This is a genomic window from Sorangium sp. KYC3313 (assembly GCF_052075895.1).
Taxonomy (GTDB): Bacteria; Myxococcota_A; Polyangia; order Polyangiales; family Polyangiaceae; genus Sorangium; species Sorangium cellulosum_B.
On record NZ_CP197255.1, the window covers coordinates 3066671 to 3081628 of the forward strand.

Genomic DNA, 14958 nt, shown 5'->3' on the forward strand with positions numbered 1-14958 from the left:
TCACTCCTTGATGAGCGCCCAGGCGCGACGGTAGTCCTCGAACGTGTCGATCTCGAGCCACCCCTTGTAAACGTCGATCGCCTGCACGTCCGCGCCGCGGTCGACGAGCTCCTGGAGCAGGTCGGTGAAGGTCGCGTTGCGGAGCGACTCGGCCTCGTGGAAGCCGCCCTTCGCGCGGCTCTCCTGCAGCTGGTGGTAGCAGTCGGTGAGCAGGCGCGCGCCCTTCGCGGTGAACATGGCCATGCCCACGAACTCGCCGTGCGCCTCGCCCGCGGGGATCGCGCGGCCGACGCGGGCCACCCGGTGCGGCGCCTCGGCGCCGACGAAGCGGTAGCCGGCCTCCTGCGCGTCCTTCAGGGCCACGAGGTCGGGCACGCCGCGCGCGTCCTTGGGCCGCTGGCCCTCGGCGTACGCGCGGTCGACGACGATCGAGATGTCCGCCGGGCTCTTGAGGAGCTTCTCGAGGTGGCCGCGCTCGAACACGATGTCGCCGTAGAGGAAGAGGAACGGCCCGCTCAGCTCCTTGGAGGCGCGGAAGAGCGAGACCACCTCGTTCGTCGTCGCGTACTCGTCGTTGTCGTAGAAGCGGGCGTTCGGGACCTTGATCGCCTCCTTCTTGTACCCGCGCACGACGGCGACGTCCTTGACGCCGCAGGCGTTGAGCACGTCGATCTGCCGCTCGAGGATGCTCTTGCCCTTCAGGTCGAGCATCGGCTTCGGCAGCTCCTCCGTGAGCGGCAGGAGCCCCTGGCTCTGGCCGGCGGCGAGGATGACGGCGGTGACGCCCGGGCTGCCGGAGGGCAGGAAGCTCGACTCCTCCTGCTTCATCTTGTCGACGCCCACGAGCTGGTAGACGCGCTCGAGCGGCACGACCTTGTCGTCGACGCTGCCGGTGTACATCTCGCGCTTCAGCGTCTGGAGCGTCTCCGTCATCGCCTTGATCGACGAGCGGATCGCGTGGTTCGCGAAGATGATCAGCTTGAAGCCGGCCTTGTGCAGCGTGTCGACGCTCGTCGTGCGGTAGATCGTCGGCACGCAGACGAGCGGCGTGTTCGGGCGGTCCCACGCGCGGGCGAAGGAGAGCACCTCGTCCGGGTCCTTGCTCTTCGAGTGGATGAGGACCATGTCGGCGCCCGCGTCCGCGTAGGCGCGGCCGCGGCGGAGCGCCTCCTCCATCCCCCAGCCGGCGATGAGCGCCTCGGTCCGCGCGATGACCACGAAGTCGCGATCCTTCTGCGTCGCCTTCGCCGCGCGGACCTTGAGCGCGTGCTCCTCGACGTCCGCGAGCTCGCGCTTCACGCCGGCGTAGAAGCTGCAGCGCTTCGGGAAGATGTTGTCTTCCATGCAGATCGCCGCGATGCCTGCCGCCTCGTACTCCTCGACGCAGCGGACGACGTTGACGGCGTTGCCGTAGCCGTTGTCGCAGTCCGCGACGACCGGGAGCGACGTGTTGTTCATCATCTTGGCGGCCTGGAGGTTCTCCGCCATCGTGAGGATGTTCGCGTCCGGCACCGCGTAGCTCGCGGAGATCTCGAAGCCGGAAGCCCAGAGCCCGTCGAACCCTGCCTCTTCGCCGATCTTTGCAGAGAGCCCGTTGTGCGCGCCGATGATGACGATCGGCCCGGGGCGGGCCATGAGTTCGCGCAGCTTCCTGGCTTTGGTCACGTCTCCTCCACTCCTCCGCGCGGTGTTGCCATCTCTGCCCGGCGGCCGACCGCGCCCGCGTGCGCCGCGGTGCGTGTCCCCGGCGAGCGGCGTCCCGTCGTCACCGCGCGCGGGCAGCTCCGGGGGGCGCCTGATCTCGCTCTCCTCCCCGAGGAGCCGGGCTTCAGAACGGGGCCTGCCTTAACACCGTTCGCCAGTGCCGCCAATGGCAGGGCACGACCGGAGCAGACGATCGCGAGGGCGGCGGAGCGCGCTCTCCGCCGCAGGGACGTGCGCGCTGCGGCGGTGCCTGATGGCGGGCGCGCGCGATGCTCGCGCCCCCTGCCGCTCAGCCCTCGCGGCCGACGACCCCGCGCAAGCGGACCAGCCCGGGGCCCGCGCGGAGCACCGCCTGGCATGCGAGCCGGAGCCGCGGCGGGGCGCCGAAGCGCTCGAGCAGATCGCGCTCGCCGCGCGCGGGCGGCTCGAGGAGCTGCTCCCCTTCGACGACCTCGACGCGGCACGTGGCGCAGCGCGCGTCGCGGCACGAGAACACGATCGGAGCGCGCGCGCCGTCGCAGACATCGATGAGCCTGCCGGCTCCCGTCTCCGCGGTGACGGCGGGGCCGAGCGCGCCGTCCTCGAACACGACCGTGGGCACCGCCGATCCCTCCTCCCGAACCAGGCGCGCGACGCCGAGAGCGCATTTTCTCGGGCGTCGGCACGCATTATACGACGAGCGATGACGGATCGCTGGGACGCAATCATCCTCGGCGGAGGGCCGGGTGGGTCGACGCTCGCCGCATCGCTGGCCCGCCTCGGCCGCCGGGCCCTCGTGCTCGAGCGCGAGCGGTTCCCTCGCTTTCACATCGGCGAGTCGCTGCTGCCGCGGTCCCGCGAGGTCTTCGAGCGGCTCGGGCTGGACGAGGAGCTGGACGCGCGCTTCCTCCGCAAATACGGCGCCCGGTTCCTGTGCTCGTCGACGGGGCGGACGCGGACGTACAGCTTCGCCGACGCGTTCGATCCGAGGTTCGAGTTCGCCTACCAGGTGCAGCGCGACGCGTTCGACCAGCTGCTGCTCCGCCACGCCGCGGAGCTCGGGGCGGAGGTGCGCGAGTCGTGGGAGGCCGTCGAGGTGGTGTTCGAGGGCCCCCGCGCCGTCGGGGTGCGCGCGCGGCCCCGCGCTCGATCCGACGGCGCCGGGCCGGAGGAGGCCGCGGCCGCGCGCGCCGGCTCGAGCGACGTCGTCGAGCTCCGGGCGCCGGTGATCGTGGACGCGACGGGGCGGGACACGCTGCTCGCGTCGAGGATGCGGCGGAAGGCGCAGCTGGCCGAGCTCGACAAGACCGCGCTGTTCACCCACTACGAGGGCGTGCCCCGCGAGGAGGGGATCCACCAGGGTGACATCCAGATCGTCCTCTTCGAGCACGGGTGGTTCTGGTTCATCCCGTTCCGCGGCGAGGTGACGAGCGTCGGCGCGGTGGTGTCGTCGAGCTGGATCCGGGGCCGGGCGAAGGGGGAGCGGCTCGACGAGCTGTTCGATCGCACCGTCGCGCAGAGCGGCTGGGCGCGGGAGTTCCTCGCGAGCGCGCGGCGCGTCAGGCCGGTGGGGGCGCTCGCCGATTTCTCGTACCGGATCGACCAGCTCGCCGGAGATGGATGGCTCTTCGTGGGCGACGCGGGCGGGTTCCTCGACCCGCTCTTCTCGACGGGCGCGCACCTCGCCATCAAGGGCGCCGATCTGGCCGCCACGACCATCCACCGCGCGCTCGACGCCGGGGACACCTCGCGCGCCGCGTTCGCGGCCTACGAGGCGGAGATCCGCTACGCCGTCGATCTCTTCCTGGGGGTCGTTCAGGGCTTTTACAAAGGCCAGTTCCGGGAGACGCTGTTCGAGCCGAACCAGCGGCCCACGATGCGCAAGCTCATCACCAGCATGCTCGCGGGCGACGTGTTCCACGCCGAGCGGCGGCCGCAGTGGGCCTCGTTCCTTCGGCAGCAGTATCCGGCGGAGGTGCCCGCCTTCGCGTGAAGCGCGGCGGGCGGCCGAGCGTGTGCCTCGTCGCGCGCGCGCTCGCCCGGGCGCTCGGCCGTCCGGCGCTCAGCGGCCGCACGCTTCGCGGTCCAGGACCGCGTCGCTCATCTGCTTGCAGGCGGCCGCGAGCGCGACGCGCGCCTCCGCCCTCGCGTCGCCCTCCAGCGCCTCGTCGTCGGCCTCCGCCTTGGCCTCGAGCACGTCGCGCGCGATCCGGATCGCGGCCTCGTGGCTCTTCCTGCTCTCCGCGGGCAGCTTGCCGGCGCAGGTGGTCATCGCGACCAGGTAGCTGTCGCAGGCGTCGACCCCCGTGCTGTCGAGGTCGGCCATCCCCGGATCGCCGCCTGCCTTGCCGCAGCCGAGGGCGAAGGTGCCCCAGAGAAGAAGTGCCAGGTGAGCTCTCGCCATGGTCGCGCGCGCCGGAGCGCCGCGCGCCGCAGGAGGCCGGTGCTGGCCGCCTCGCGCGCTGCCCGACGCCGGTGCACCCTGCCATGAGCCCGCGCCGTGGGGCAATTTTCGGTGGCTCCTGCGCGGCGGCGCGCCCTGCCAAGCGCCTGCGCCGCGCGGGTCAGGTGCGGATCAGCAGGATGGCGTGCTCGTGGCGCGGGCGGCGCTGGAAGGCGCGCGCCGTGGGGCGGTGGAAGTGGGGGCGCGGCTGCGACGCGACCGCGCGGACCGCGAAGCGCGCGCCGGACGCGGCGGCCCTGACCACGTCGACCGCGTAGACCGGCGCGCCGGCGACCACGCTGTCGGCGATCAGCAGCACGAGCGGCGCGCCGCTCCGGAGGACGCGCGCGAGCGCGGCGAGCACGCCGCCGAGCTCGTCGCGCCAGCGCGCGCGGCCGGCGTCGGGGCCGAGCGGGTCGAGGTGCCGACGGGCCCCGATCTCGTCCTGCTCGAAGCGGGCGCTGCGGAGCCGGAGCCAGCGCAGCCTCGCCTCGTGGTGGGCGAGGTAGTCGTACACGCCCGGGTAGGGCGGCGACGTGATCGCGAGGTGGACGGAGCCGGCCTCGACGCCGCGGAGCACGCGCGCGTCTCCCTCCTCGACGAGCGCGGGGGGGCTCGCCTCGAGCGGCGCGGCGACCTCGGCGAGGCGCTGGGCGAGCTCCTCCGCCTTGCGGAGGAAGAGCCGCGCCGGATAGCCGGCGGCGATCCGCCGCGGCAGCTCGTGCTCCGACGTGTCGGACGTGCGGCGGCTGAGCTTCGTCAGGATGGCGGAGAGCACGAGCTCGAGATCGGCGCGGAGCGCGTCGGCGCCGTGGCCCGCGATGCGGTCGAGGCCGACGCGGAGCCCGTCGACCTCGAGGAGCACGTGCGGCTCGAACAGGGCGACGTCCTCGGGGCCGTACCGGCGGCTCGGACCGGCGCGCGCCTTGCGGCGCTCATCGGCAGCGGCCGCGACCTCGCGGGCGGCGGCGACGAGCCGCTCGCGCTCGCCGGCGGTGCTGCCCTGCACCTTGAGGCGGGCGAGGCGCACGGCCAGCGGGTTCGCGTCGACGCCGATCGCCGCCCGGCCCGCGAGCCGGGCCTCGACGAGGACGGTGCCGCTGCCGCAGAAGGGGTCGAGCACCCGCTCGCCCGGCCTCGAGAGGCCCTCGATCAGCCGGCGGGCGGTGTCCGGGTGCATCCGGGCCGGGTAGCTGTGGAACCCGTGCACGTGCGCGCGCGCCGCTTCCTCCGCCGTGCTCGAGCTGGCCACGTCGAGCGCGTGGGCGAGCTTCGCGGCGCTTTCGGGGTCGCCCTCGAGCACCGTCGCGCCGCCGATGTGGGTCAGGGCGCGGCGCTCCTGGGGCGCGGGCCGGCCCGCGCGGGCCTTCTGCTGCGGCGGGCCTGGCTTCGGCTTGGGATCAGCGCTTCGCGGGGTCGACATGGGCGGTCCGTTGCGTCATGGGCTCGGCAGCGAAGGCTTCCTCTTCGGCGGCGAGGGCGCGCGCCACGCCCTCGGCCCCCGCCTCGCCCCGGTCTTCGCCGCGCGCCGCGCCGACGCGCAGCTTCGGCGCATAGCCGAACTCGCCCGCGGGGCTCACCGCGCCGCGCACGACGTCGTTGACCTCCAGCAGGGCGAGGAGCTCCTCGGCCTGGGACTCGGCGACGCGGAGGGTCGAGGCGAGCCCGCCGGCGGTGAGCGGGCCCTCGGCCTGGCGGGCGACGTCGGAGGCGACGGAGACCCAGGCGGCGTCGAGCGCGGGCGCGATGTCCCGGCTCCGCGACTTCGCCCGCCGGAGCGCCCAGAGGGCGAAGGCGCCGACGGGCGCCATGGTCAGGAGGCCGGCGGTGAAGAGCCCGACGCTCGCGTTGAGGACGAGCAGCAGCACGGCGAACAGGAAGAGCTCGAAGCCGAGCAGCGCGCTGGCCGCGACGCCCGCGGCGCGCCAGACCGAGCGCGCCGAGGCCGCCGCGCGCGCCTTCTGGAGCAGCGGCACCTCGCGGCCGGATCGCTCGACGCGGGCGTCGGCGACGGGGACGCGCGGGCCGCCGCAGGCGTCGCACGCGAAGCGCAGCTCGGGGTGCGCCGAGACGCCGGTCACGCCGCCGCAGTGCGGGCAGGCCTCGGCGCGCGCGGCCGCGCCGCACTGCGGGCAGCGATCGCCCTCCGGCGCGAGCGCCGCGTCGCACACGCGGCAGCGGGCGGCGCCGGGCGACGCGTCGCTCACGGCGCGCTCGCGGATGGGGCCGGGCGGGCGCCGCCCACGCTGCGCAGCACGGCGTCGAACAGGGCGCGCCCGTCCGCGCGGCCCTGGCCCTGGAAGGGCTCGCTCATCCGTTCGGGGTGCGGCATCAGCCCGAGCACGTTCCGCCGGGGCCCGCCGTAGATGCCGGCGATGTCCATCGCCGATCCGTTGGGGTTCGCGTCGCCGCCGACCAGCCCCTCCCGGTCGCAGTACTGCAGCGCGATGGCGCGCTCCTCGACGAGCTTGCGGAGCGTCTCCGGATCAGCCTGGTAGCGCCCTTCGGCGTGCGCGATCGGCAGGCGGAGCACCCGTGGCAGGCCGGTCGTGAACGGCCCTTCCGCGCGCGGCGTCACGAAGACGTCGCGGCACTCGAAGCGGAGGTGCGCGTTGCGGGTGAGGGCGCCCGGGAGCAGCCCCGCCTCGGTGAGGATCTGGAACCCGTTGCAGACGCCGATCACCAGGCCGCCGCGCTCCGCGTGCCGCCGGATGGCGGGGACGATCTGGCTCGTGCGCGCGATGGCGCCGCAGCGCAGGTAATCGCCGTAGGAGAACCCGCCGGGGATCGCGACGAGATCGGTGCCTGCGGGGAGATCGGCGTCGCGGTGCCAGGCGGTCGACGTGCGGACCTGGAGCACGTCGCGGAGCGTATGGATCATTTCGGCATCGGCGTTGGAGCCCGGGAAGATGACCACGGTCGCGTGCATGGCGGTCGACGTACTCCGATTGCCGGCGCTCGGCCAGGGGTCCTGACGGCGCGCGCGGCTTCACCGGCTTCTTTTGGCGTGCCATGATGGGACATGGCGTCGCGATGGGCGCGGACCGGTCGAACCGACGCGACGGTGCAGGCGGCGTCCGGCTATCTCGTCCTCGCGGCGCTGGCGATCTCGCTGGGCCTGGTGCTGCGGGATGGATGGCCGTGGATCCACCCGAGCCCGTGGCTCGCGCTGCCGCCGCTGGCCGCGCTGCTGGTAAGCGCCGCGCTCGGCCTCACGCTGGCGGCCGGCGTCATCGTGACGACGCGCGTCGCCGTGGCCCGGTTCAGCTGGGCTCGGCGCCTGCACGCGGAGCTCCGCCCGGTCGCGCGCGACTTCTCGCTCGGCCAGATCCTGCTCCTCGCGGGCCTCTCGAGCCTGGGGGAGGAGCTGCTCTTCCGCGGGCTCCTGACGCCGCTCCTCGGCGTGCTGCTGAGCGCGATCCTCTTCGGCCTGATGCACCAGATGCGCGGCCCGAGCCGCTGGGTGTGGATCGGCTGGGCGGTGGGCGTGGGCGCGGGGCTCGGCGCCATCTTCGCGGCGACGGGGTCGCTCGTCGGGCCGATCGTGGCGCACGCCGTCGTGAACGCGGTCAACCTGAGCTACCTGCGCGATCACGATCCGGGCGAGGTGGAGCAGCGGACGGCGCTCTAGATCGGCGCTTCCGCTTCCTCGCTGTCCCCGTTTCCTGCCGTCAGCGCTTCTTCGCGTCGGGACGGGGAGGCCTGGCCGGCATCGGTCTCGGGGGGATCGGGGTCGCGCGCGGCGGGCCTTCATGGCTCGCCGGCTGGGTCTCTGGGGGAGCGATGGTCCCGCGGGAGAGCTCGCCTGTCTCCACGGCGCTCTGCCGCGCCCGGCCTGGCGAGGACGGTCGCGAGGGCGGCGTTCGGCTCCCGCCTCGCGGGAGCGTCGGAGGCTCGCTCTCCGCCACGCGCACGCCGCGCTGGCTCGACGGCTTCGCTGTCCTGCGGGCCAGCGAGGGCAGCGTCGGCGGCGCCGCCGGGGCCGCCAGCTCGAGCTCGAAGCTCAGCTCGAGCGACGGCGGCCCCTCGGCGATCGCCACGCCGGGGTCGGAGCCCTTCGGCGGCGCAGGGGTGGGCCCGCGGCGCAGGCGCTCCTCGAACACGACGCGCGATGACGGCGGCGCGACGTCGTCGAGGATGGACGACGGCCCGCCGAGCGCCGTCGTCGCGCTCCGGGGCTCCGGACGGCGTCGCGACGGCGGGAGTGGCAGCTCGACGCGGGCGCTCTCGTCCTCGAGCCGGGTCGCCTCGAGCAGGTACGCAGCGATGGATGTCCGCTGCGCGGGCAGGGGGCGGATGCCTGGCACGAACGCGAACCGTCCGACCTTCCAGCTGAGCATGGTGCGGAGCGCGGCGAGCGCCGAGGCGCGCGTGCCTCCCACGGTCCCCTCGACGATGCACCCTTCGGCGATGTCCAGCTGAGCCCGACGTTTCTTGCTGCTCACCTCGAACACGCCCGACCGCCGCTCCATCTCGAGGACCGTGAGGACGGTCGCGATGGACATCTGGCTGAGATCGCCCTCGATCGCGGTCTGATCGACGGAGGTCGGGATGGACATGAGGCTGTCCCGCCGCAGGCGCAGGCGCGACGCCATCTGCACGAGCGCCCCGATCTGCGCGACGACCTCGCCGACCCGGAACGGCTTGGTCATGTAGACGTCGGCGCCCACGTGGAACCCTTCGAGGCGGGCCTCCTGGTCGTCGAGCGCGGAGAGGAACAGGAAGGGGGTGACCGATACCCGGGACGGCTGGGTGCGCACGTTGCGCGCGACCCAGTAGCCGTCGTGGTCGGGCAGGCCGATGTCGCAGACGATGCACTCGGGCTCCAGGGTGCAGGCGGTGGAGAGCCCGGCCTCCGCGGTGGGGCAGAAGACGACCTCGTAACCTGCCTCCCGGATCGCGGTGGCGAGCAGGTCCGCGACAACCTCCTCGTCCTCGATCACGAGCACGACCCCGCTCGGCATCTGGCAGACGGTACACGCGCCCTGCGGGGGTGGCCAAGGGTGAATGGCGGAGAGCCAGCCTGATCATTCATTCGCCGGCGCGCCGCCGTCCCGGCTCCTCGCGCGAGCCCTCGCCGCGGCATCCCGCGCGGGTTCGCCCGCGGCGTCCGGCCGCGGCGAGGAATCCACGCTATAAGAACGGAAATGGCAACTCTGGTCCGAGAGGCCGACGGTACGGCGCGGCCCGGCGAGCGGGCCTCGTCGGGGGCTCGCGTCTTCATCGCGATGAGCGGCGGAGTCGACTCGTCCGTCGCGGCGGCGCGCCTCTGCGACGCTGGATACGAGGTCGTCGGCGTGACGCTGCACCTCTGGGACTACCCCGACGACGGCAGCGTCAAGAGCCGCTGCTGCGCGCCCGAGGATCAGCACGACGCCCGTCGGGTCGCCGACCACCTCGGGATCCCGCACTACACGTTCGACCGCCGCGCCCTGTTCCGCGAGCACGTCGTCGACCCCTTCGTCGAGGCCTACCTCGCGGGCGAGACGCCGAGCCCGTGCGTGGCCTGCAACCGCTCCGTCAAGCTCCGGGAGCTGTTCCCGCTGGCGGAGCGGCTGGGGGTCTCGTGGGTCGCCACGGGCCACTATGCGCGGGTCGTCCTGGAGGACGGCGGCGCTCGCCTCTACCGCGGCCGCGATCGGCACAAGGATCAGAGCTATTTCCTGCACATGCTCCGGTCGGACGAGCTGTCGCGGCTCCTCTTCCCGCTCGGCGACTCGACCAAGGACGAGGTGCGCGCCGAGGCGATCGCCCGCGGGCTCCCGGGCGCCGAGAAGGGGGAGAGCCAGGAGCTCTGCTTCATCCCCTCCGGCCGTTACGCGCCGTTCGTGGCCGAGCGCGCCGCGGACAGGCTCCGCCCCGGCCCCATCGTCGATCGGGACGGCCGCGTGGTCGGGTCGCACGGCGGGGTGCACGGCTTCACGGTGGGCCAGCGCAAGGGCATCGGCGTCTCGCTCGGCCGGCCCGCGTTCGTCGTGGGCCTCGACGCCGCGTCCGGCGCGGTGCGCCTCGGCGACGAGGGCGATCTGTACGCCGCGGGCGCCGAGATCGCCGACGCGGTGTGGTGCGACGACGCGGTCTTCCCCCTGGAGGCCGAGGTGCGGGTGCGCGCGCGGCACGAGGCGGCGCCTGGCATCATCGAGCGGCGCCGCGACCCCGCGACGGGCGCGGAGAGCTTCGTGGCGCGGTTCGCGAGCCCGGTGCGGTCCGTCTCCCCCGGGCAGATGGCCGTGGTCTACCGGGGCGATCGCGTCCTTGGGGGAGGCCGCATCAAGGCGGCCCTCCGCTCGCAGGAGGCGTCATGAGGGCCCGTGCGCTCGCGCCCCTCGCCTGCGCGCTCTCGCTCGGGTGCTCGCTCGGGCAGGGGGAAGGCGAGGTCGTCAGCGAACGGCTGCGCGCGGCCGGCTGCTGGGACGACAGCTACGACATGAACCCGGACTTCTTCGCCGCGGTCCCCTACCGCTCCACCTTGCAGGTCCGGGTGCAGCGGGGGAGCGATCTGCAGGAGATCTCGGACGGGCTCGCGGTCCTGATCGATGACGTCGACCTCATCCGCGGGGACGGGACCGTGAACAAGCTCGACGTCGACCTGAGCGTCGGGCTCCCGCCCGGCGTCCAGCTGCCGGGCTCGCCTCCACCGACCCCGAAGCCGGAGGGGCTCGCGCCGCTCGTGCACATGGCGCTTTACCTCCAGCGGTCCTGCCACAACCAGAACATCGTGCTCTACGCCGTCGATGGGACCATCAAGTTCCAGGCGCTGTTCAGCGGCGATCCCAACGAGACGGACGCGGTCGACAAGTACACCGACGCGACGTTCGACGTCTGGGTCGGCGATCCGCGCGACGCAGGGCTCGGTCATCCAGCCGACGCCATCCCTCGGGAGCTCCTCTCGCGGGTCACCGGGGGGTTCCGCTTCTACTTCGAGCGGGGTCAACCTGGGCAACCGTTCCCCTGAGCCCGCCACGACTCCGTCCTGGGTTTCAGGTGGTGTCCTACCTGTCGGGACAGGCGCCTTCAGCGCCCGGGTGGATTGAAGCTGACCATCTGGAAGGTGTCCTGGCCGAGACGACATGGCAAAGCGCCGCGAACTCGCGGTAAAGTAGTGACCGCTCATGCCCCAACCCCCGCCTCGACCCGCATCGCGAATGGGCGGACCTCCAAGCCCCGGGTCGACCCATTCATCGCTCGAAGCGCGCGCGAAGGAGTCCGAGAAGCAGCAGGGGACCTACTTCCTGGGCCGTTACCGTGTGGTCGACGAGATCGGGGTGGGCGGAATGGCGAGCGTTCACCTGGCTCGCATGGATGGCCCGGGCGGCTTCCAAAAGTGGGTCGCGATCAAGCGGATCCACCCTCATCTGGTCGAGGACGATCAGTTCGTCGACATGTTCCTGGATGAGGCGCGCATCGCGGCTGGCATCAACCACGCCAACGTCGCGCAGGTCTTCGATCTCGGGAAGGACGACAACACCTACTGGATCGCCATGGAGTACCTCCACGGCGAGCCGCTCCGGGAGGTGATGCGCCGCGCGGAGGAGCGCCGGCTGCGCATCTCGCCCGAGCTCGCCGCGCGCATCTGCTCCGATGCCGCAGAGGGGCTCCACGCCGCTCACGAGCTGCGCGGAAAGAACGGCCAGCTGCTCGGCCTGGTGCACCGAGACGTCACGCCGCACAACCTGTTCCTCACCTACGACGGCTACACCAAGGTCGTGGATTTCGGGATCGCCAAGGTGGCCGACCGGCTGTCGTCCACCCGCGCGGGAACGCTGAAAGGCAAGTTGGCCTACATGTCTCCCGAGCAGGTGCGCGGCAACGAGATCGATCGCACGACCGACGTGTTCGCGCTCGGGGTCGTCCTCTGGGAGCTCACGACGAACCAGCGCCTCTTCCGGATGGATACGGATCTCGACACGCTCGAGAAGGTGCAGGCCTGCGTGGTCCCGCCGCCGTCCACGATCGTGCCCGACTATCCGATCGAGCTGGAGAGCGTGGTCATGAAGGCGCTCGCCAAGCACAAGCAAGACCGCTTCCAGACCGCGCGTGAGTTCTCGCGAGCGCTGCAGAATTTCCTGATGAGGAGCGGGGTCTTCGTTGGCTCCGAAGAGGTCGCGCAGTTCGTGCAGCAGGTGTTCGTCGATCGCATCCAGAAGCGCGAGGCGCACCTCGCGTGGGCCGCCGAGGTGACGTCCACCATCAACGTCGAGCAGGTGCGCGCGCGCAGCTCGACGACGGCCACGGACAGCGTCGGGCTGCGCAGCCGCGGTCGGGAGCCTGAGCCGCAGCAGCGCCTCACGCCGCCGCAGATCCTGCGGCACAACGCTCCGCCGGCGAGCGGGATCGCGCCGGTCGGGCGCCCGCCGTCGAGGGGCGCGGACGACAGGCAGATGGTCGCCTCATCGCTGATGGATGACGATGAGGATGTCCCGACGACGGTCGCGACGCGCGAGCAAGCCGAGCCGGTGCGCTCCCCTCCTCATGGGGAGCGACCGATGGTGCGCCCGGCGGCCGGCATGGTGCCCGAGCCGGCGCCTGCGCAGCCTCGCCAGGCCGGCGTCCAGTCCGGCATTGCCACGGTGCGTCCTGGCATGCCGACGGCGCGCCCCGGCTTTTCGCCGGCCTACCCGGGCCCACCGCGCGTGCCCGGCGGCCACGATCCTGCTCCGCCTCCGCTCTCCTCGAGCCCGTACCCTCCGCGCGACTTCGACACCGGCGAGCTCGCGCCCCTCCCCAAGGGAGGCCTCCTGGACAGCGATCTGGGCAACCCGCTCGCGTCCACGCTCGCGCTCCCGTCGCAGGATCCACCGCCGGTCTTGCAGAGCGCGAACGAGCCTGCGCGTCACGCGCGGATGACCAGGACCCCTGCCGTCGCCGCGCCGTCGCCGGCGCACGCCGCGGTCCCGTACGCGCTCCCCTTCAATGGCCATGCCGCAGCCCATGCGCCCCCTGTCGGCTCGCCGGTGCAGGCGGCCCAGGCGCCGATGACCGTGGGGCAGGCCCAGCTGTTCGCGTCCGCGGCGACAGCGCAGCCTCCACAGTCGCAGATCGAGACAGCGCTCTCCCTGCCGCGCCCGGATCCGGCGGCCATCTGGGCCGCCACGCAGGACGCGGCGTCCAAGGGGAACGGCAGGAACACGCTCGTGCTCGTTGCCGTCATCACCCTCACCGTGCTGTGCGTGCTCGGTATCGGCGCGCTGATCTACATGAAGACGAGCGCCGCGCAGTCCTCGCCTTCCAGCGGCGTGGACGCTGGCCCTGCGTCGCCCGCCTCGACGGACGCGACCACCACGGGCCAGTCGAGCTCCTGCGTGCCGGGGAGCGCCGCGGGGGCCCTTCGCGCGCTCTCTCTCGCTGCCCGCGACCGAGCGTCCGTCGTCCACCCCGGCCGGATCCGCCTGCAGCGCCTTACGATGAAGGGATGAAGTCTGTCCACCGCCGCTCGAACGGCGCCAGGGCGCGGCAGCGCCCCGGCGAGCGAGCTCAGCTGCGCATCGAGGCGCTGGCCGCCGGAGGCGCGGGGGTCGGCCGGCTCGCGGGCGAGGTCGTCTTCGTCCCTGGGACCGCGCCGGGTGATCTTGTCGAGGTCGAGCTCGACAGGAGCGCACGCCCGGCGAGGGGCAGGCTCATCGGCGTCGTCGAGCCGAGCGCCGACCGCGTCGCTCCGCCGTGCCGCTTCGCTGACGCCTGCGGCGGCTGCGACTGGATGCACGTCCGTATCGAGGCGCAGCAGGCCGCGCACGAGCAGATCGTCCGGCAGGCCATCGCGCGGGCGACGTCGCTCGCCGAGGCCGATCTGCCGCCGATCCGCGTCCATCCGGCCCCCCTGCCGCTCGGCTACCGGTCGCGGGCGAGGCTGTTCGCGCGCGCGGAGCGCGGCGAGGTGCGCGTGGGGTATCGCGCGCCGAGGACGCACGCCGTGGCGGCGGTCGATCGCTGCGTGGTGCTTGTCGACGCGATCGCGCCGCTCGCCGGCGAGCTGCCCGGCGTCCTCCATGGAGCCGTGGGGGAGGGCGATGTCCTGATCTCGCTGGGCGCCTCGAGCCGCCCGGTGGTCGAGATCCTGTGGCGTGGCCAGCTGCCGCCGGCCGTGTGGCAGCGGCTGGACGAGCGCACGGCGCGCGGCGAGTGGGCCGGCGCCCGCGTCACGCTCGACGGGGCGCGCGAGGCCGCGTCGTTCGGCGATCCGCGGCCCGCGATCCTGGGAGCGGACGGCCTGCCGCTGTTCCTCGCGCCGGGCGGGTTCGGGCAGCCGTCCGAGGAGGGGGCAGCCGTCCTCGCCCGCCGCGCCGCCGAGCTCGCCCACCTCGACTCCACCCGCGCGCCGCACGTCCTGGAGCTGTTCGCCGGGAGCGGGACGCTCTCCGTGCTGCTCGCGCGCGGCGCGCTGCGACCCTCCCCGGCCGCCGAGCCCGCCGGGGCCGCGGCCTCCGGCCCCCCGGGGCCCGCGTCCTTCACGGCCGTCGAGCTCTCGTCCGCAGCGGTCGCTTGCTTGCGGCAGAACCTCGCCGCCCGGGGCCTCGCCGGCAAGGCGATCGAGGCGGACGCCGATCAGTACCCGATCCCGGCCCGCACCGACGTCGTGGTGCTGGATCCCCCGCGCAGCGGGGCTCCCGGCGCGGCGCGCGCGATCGCCGCCTCGAGCGCGCGCGTGGTCGTCTACGTCTCCTGCGATCCGGCCACCCTCGCGCGCGATCTCGGCGGGATCCTCCGCGGCGGCTTCGAGATCACGGACATCGAGGCGGTCGAGCTCTTTCCCCAGACGAGCCATATCGAGTCGATCGTGCGGCTCTCCCGCGCCCGCAAGTCCGCGCGCTGACGCGCGCTGATCCGCGCGGGCA

13 protein-coding genes are annotated in these 14958 nt (G+C 73.3%); 6 read left to right on the forward strand and 7 right to left on the reverse strand.

The features are described 5' to 3' along the window. Both ACSRUE_RS12085 and ACSRUE_RS12090 read right to left on the reverse strand, forming a co-directional pair. Positions 1 to 1665 (reverse strand): isocitrate lyase/phosphoenolpyruvate mutase family protein, encoded by a 1665-nt coding sequence (locus tag ACSRUE_RS12085; RefSeq protein WP_441291122.1) that lies wholly within the window; start codon positions 1663 to 1665, stop codon positions 1 to 3. Positions 1666 to 1993: 328 nt separating this feature from the next. Next, positions 1994 to 2305: a 2Fe-2S iron-sulfur cluster-binding protein gene (locus ACSRUE_RS12090; protein WP_437764298.1), complete on the reverse strand. Its 312-nt coding sequence runs from the start codon at positions 2303 to 2305 to the stop codon at positions 1994 to 1996. A gap of 81 nt (positions 2306 to 2386) precedes the next feature. Between ACSRUE_RS12090 and ACSRUE_RS12095 the strand changes: the two genes are divergently transcribed. Further along, entirely contained in the window at positions 2387 to 3676 is a 1290-nt protein-coding gene (locus ACSRUE_RS12095) for an NAD(P)/FAD-dependent oxidoreductase (RefSeq protein WP_441291123.1), read from the forward strand. Between the two features lie 69 nt (positions 3677 to 3745). Here the strand turns inward: ACSRUE_RS12095 and ACSRUE_RS12100 are convergent, their stop codons facing one another. The 4 genes from ACSRUE_RS12100 to purQ form a co-directional block, all read right to left on the reverse strand. After that, positions 3746 to 4087: a hypothetical protein gene (locus tag ACSRUE_RS12100; protein ID WP_437943322.1), complete on the reverse strand. Its 342-nt coding sequence runs from the start codon at positions 4085 to 4087 to the stop codon at positions 3746 to 3748. Positions 4088 to 4247: 160 nt separating this feature from the next. Then, on the reverse strand, positions 4248 to 5549 hold the full coding sequence (locus ACSRUE_RS12105) for a DNA methyltransferase (protein WP_441291124.1): 1302 nt from the start codon (positions 5547 to 5549) through the stop codon (positions 4248 to 4250). Continuing rightward, positions 5527 to 6333, reverse strand: coding sequence for a zinc ribbon domain-containing protein (locus tag ACSRUE_RS12110; protein ID WP_441291125.1), 807 nt, complete (start codon positions 6331 to 6333; stop codon positions 5527 to 5529). The genes ACSRUE_RS12105 and ACSRUE_RS12110 overlap by 23 nt, the downstream gene beginning before the upstream one ends. After that, positions 6330 to 7055: a phosphoribosylformylglycinamidine synthase subunit PurQ gene (gene purQ, locus ACSRUE_RS12115; protein ID WP_441291126.1), complete on the reverse strand. Its 726-nt coding sequence runs from the start codon at positions 7053 to 7055 to the stop codon at positions 6330 to 6332. Before purQ ends, ACSRUE_RS12110 begins: the two co-directional genes overlap by 4 nt. Positions 7056 to 7148: 93 nt before the next feature. Between purQ and ACSRUE_RS12120 the strand changes: the two genes are divergently transcribed. Continuing rightward, a complete protein-coding gene (locus ACSRUE_RS12120; RefSeq protein WP_437764304.1) occupies positions 7149 to 7757 on the forward strand; it encodes a CPBP family intramembrane glutamic endopeptidase in 609 nt (202 codons plus the stop codon). 40 nt (positions 7758 to 7797) lie between these two features. Here ACSRUE_RS12120 and ACSRUE_RS12125 read toward each other — a convergent pair whose 3' ends face one another. Further along, a complete protein-coding gene (locus ACSRUE_RS12125; protein ID WP_441291127.1) occupies positions 7798 to 9090 on the reverse strand; it encodes a response regulator in 1293 nt (430 codons plus the stop codon). 264 nt (positions 9091 to 9354) lie between these two features. Between ACSRUE_RS12125 and mnmA the strand changes: the two genes are divergently transcribed. The 4 genes from mnmA to ACSRUE_RS12145 all read left to right on the forward strand — a co-directional run bounded on the left by mnmA (position 9355) and on the right by ACSRUE_RS12145 (position 14936). Then, on the forward strand, positions 9355 to 10431 hold the full coding sequence (mnmA, locus tag ACSRUE_RS12130) for a tRNA 2-thiouridine(34) synthase MnmA (protein ID WP_441293081.1): 1077 nt from the start codon (positions 9355 to 9357) through the stop codon (positions 10429 to 10431). Beyond that, positions 10428 to 11081 (forward strand): hypothetical protein, encoded by a 654-nt coding sequence (locus ACSRUE_RS12135; protein ID WP_441291128.1) that lies wholly within the window; start codon positions 10428 to 10430, stop codon positions 11079 to 11081. The genes mnmA and ACSRUE_RS12135 overlap by 4 nt, the downstream gene beginning before the upstream one ends. A 190-nt stretch (positions 11082 to 11271) precedes the next feature. Then, a complete protein-coding gene (locus tag ACSRUE_RS12140) occupies positions 11272 to 13542 on the forward strand; it encodes a protein kinase domain-containing protein (protein ID WP_441291129.1) in 2271 nt (756 codons plus the stop codon). Continuing rightward, positions 13539 to 14936, forward strand: a complete 1398-nt coding sequence (locus ACSRUE_RS12145; RefSeq protein ID WP_441291130.1) for a class I SAM-dependent RNA methyltransferase — start codon at positions 13539 to 13541, stop codon at positions 14934 to 14936. The genes ACSRUE_RS12140 and ACSRUE_RS12145 overlap by 4 nt, the downstream gene beginning before the upstream one ends. The last annotated feature ends 22 nt before the right edge of the window (positions 14937 to 14958 follow it).

Bases quoted from the DNA above. Each gene is read 5' to 3' on its own strand.
- ACSRUE_RS12140 (WP_441291129.1), top strand. From the start codon at position 11,272: ATGGGCGGACCTCCAAGCCCCGGGTCGACCCATTCATCGCTCGAAGCG.
- purQ (WP_441291126.1), bottom strand. From the start codon at position 7,055: ATGCACGCGACCGTGGTCATCTTCCCGGGCTCCAACGCCGATGCCGAA.
- ACSRUE_RS12125 (WP_441291127.1), bottom strand. From the start codon at position 9,090: ATGCCGAGCGGGGTCGTGCTCGTGATCGAGGACGAGGAGGTTGTCGCG.
- ACSRUE_RS12105 (WP_441291124.1), bottom strand. From the start codon at position 5,549: ATGTCGACCCCGCGAAGCGCTGATCCCAAGCCGAAGCCAGGCCCGCCG.
- ACSRUE_RS12095 (WP_441291123.1), top strand. From the start codon at position 2,387: ATGACGGATCGCTGGGACGCAATCATCCTCGGCGGAGGGCCGGGTGGG.
- mnmA (WP_441293081.1), top strand. From the start codon at position 9,355: ATGAGCGGCGGAGTCGACTCGTCCGTCGCGGCGGCGCGCCTCTGCGAC.
- ACSRUE_RS12120 (WP_437764304.1), top strand. From the start codon at position 7,149: ATGGCGTCGCGATGGGCGCGGACCGGTCGAACCGACGCGACGGTGCAG.
- ACSRUE_RS12135 (WP_441291128.1), top strand. From the start codon at position 10,428: ATGAGGGCCCGTGCGCTCGCGCCCCTCGCCTGCGCGCTCTCGCTCGGG.
- ACSRUE_RS12145 (WP_441291130.1), top strand. From the start codon at position 13,539: ATGAAGTCTGTCCACCGCCGCTCGAACGGCGCCAGGGCGCGGCAGCGC.
- ACSRUE_RS12100 (WP_437943322.1), bottom strand. From the start codon at position 4,087: ATGGCGAGAGCTCACCTGGCACTTCTTCTCTGGGGCACCTTCGCCCTC.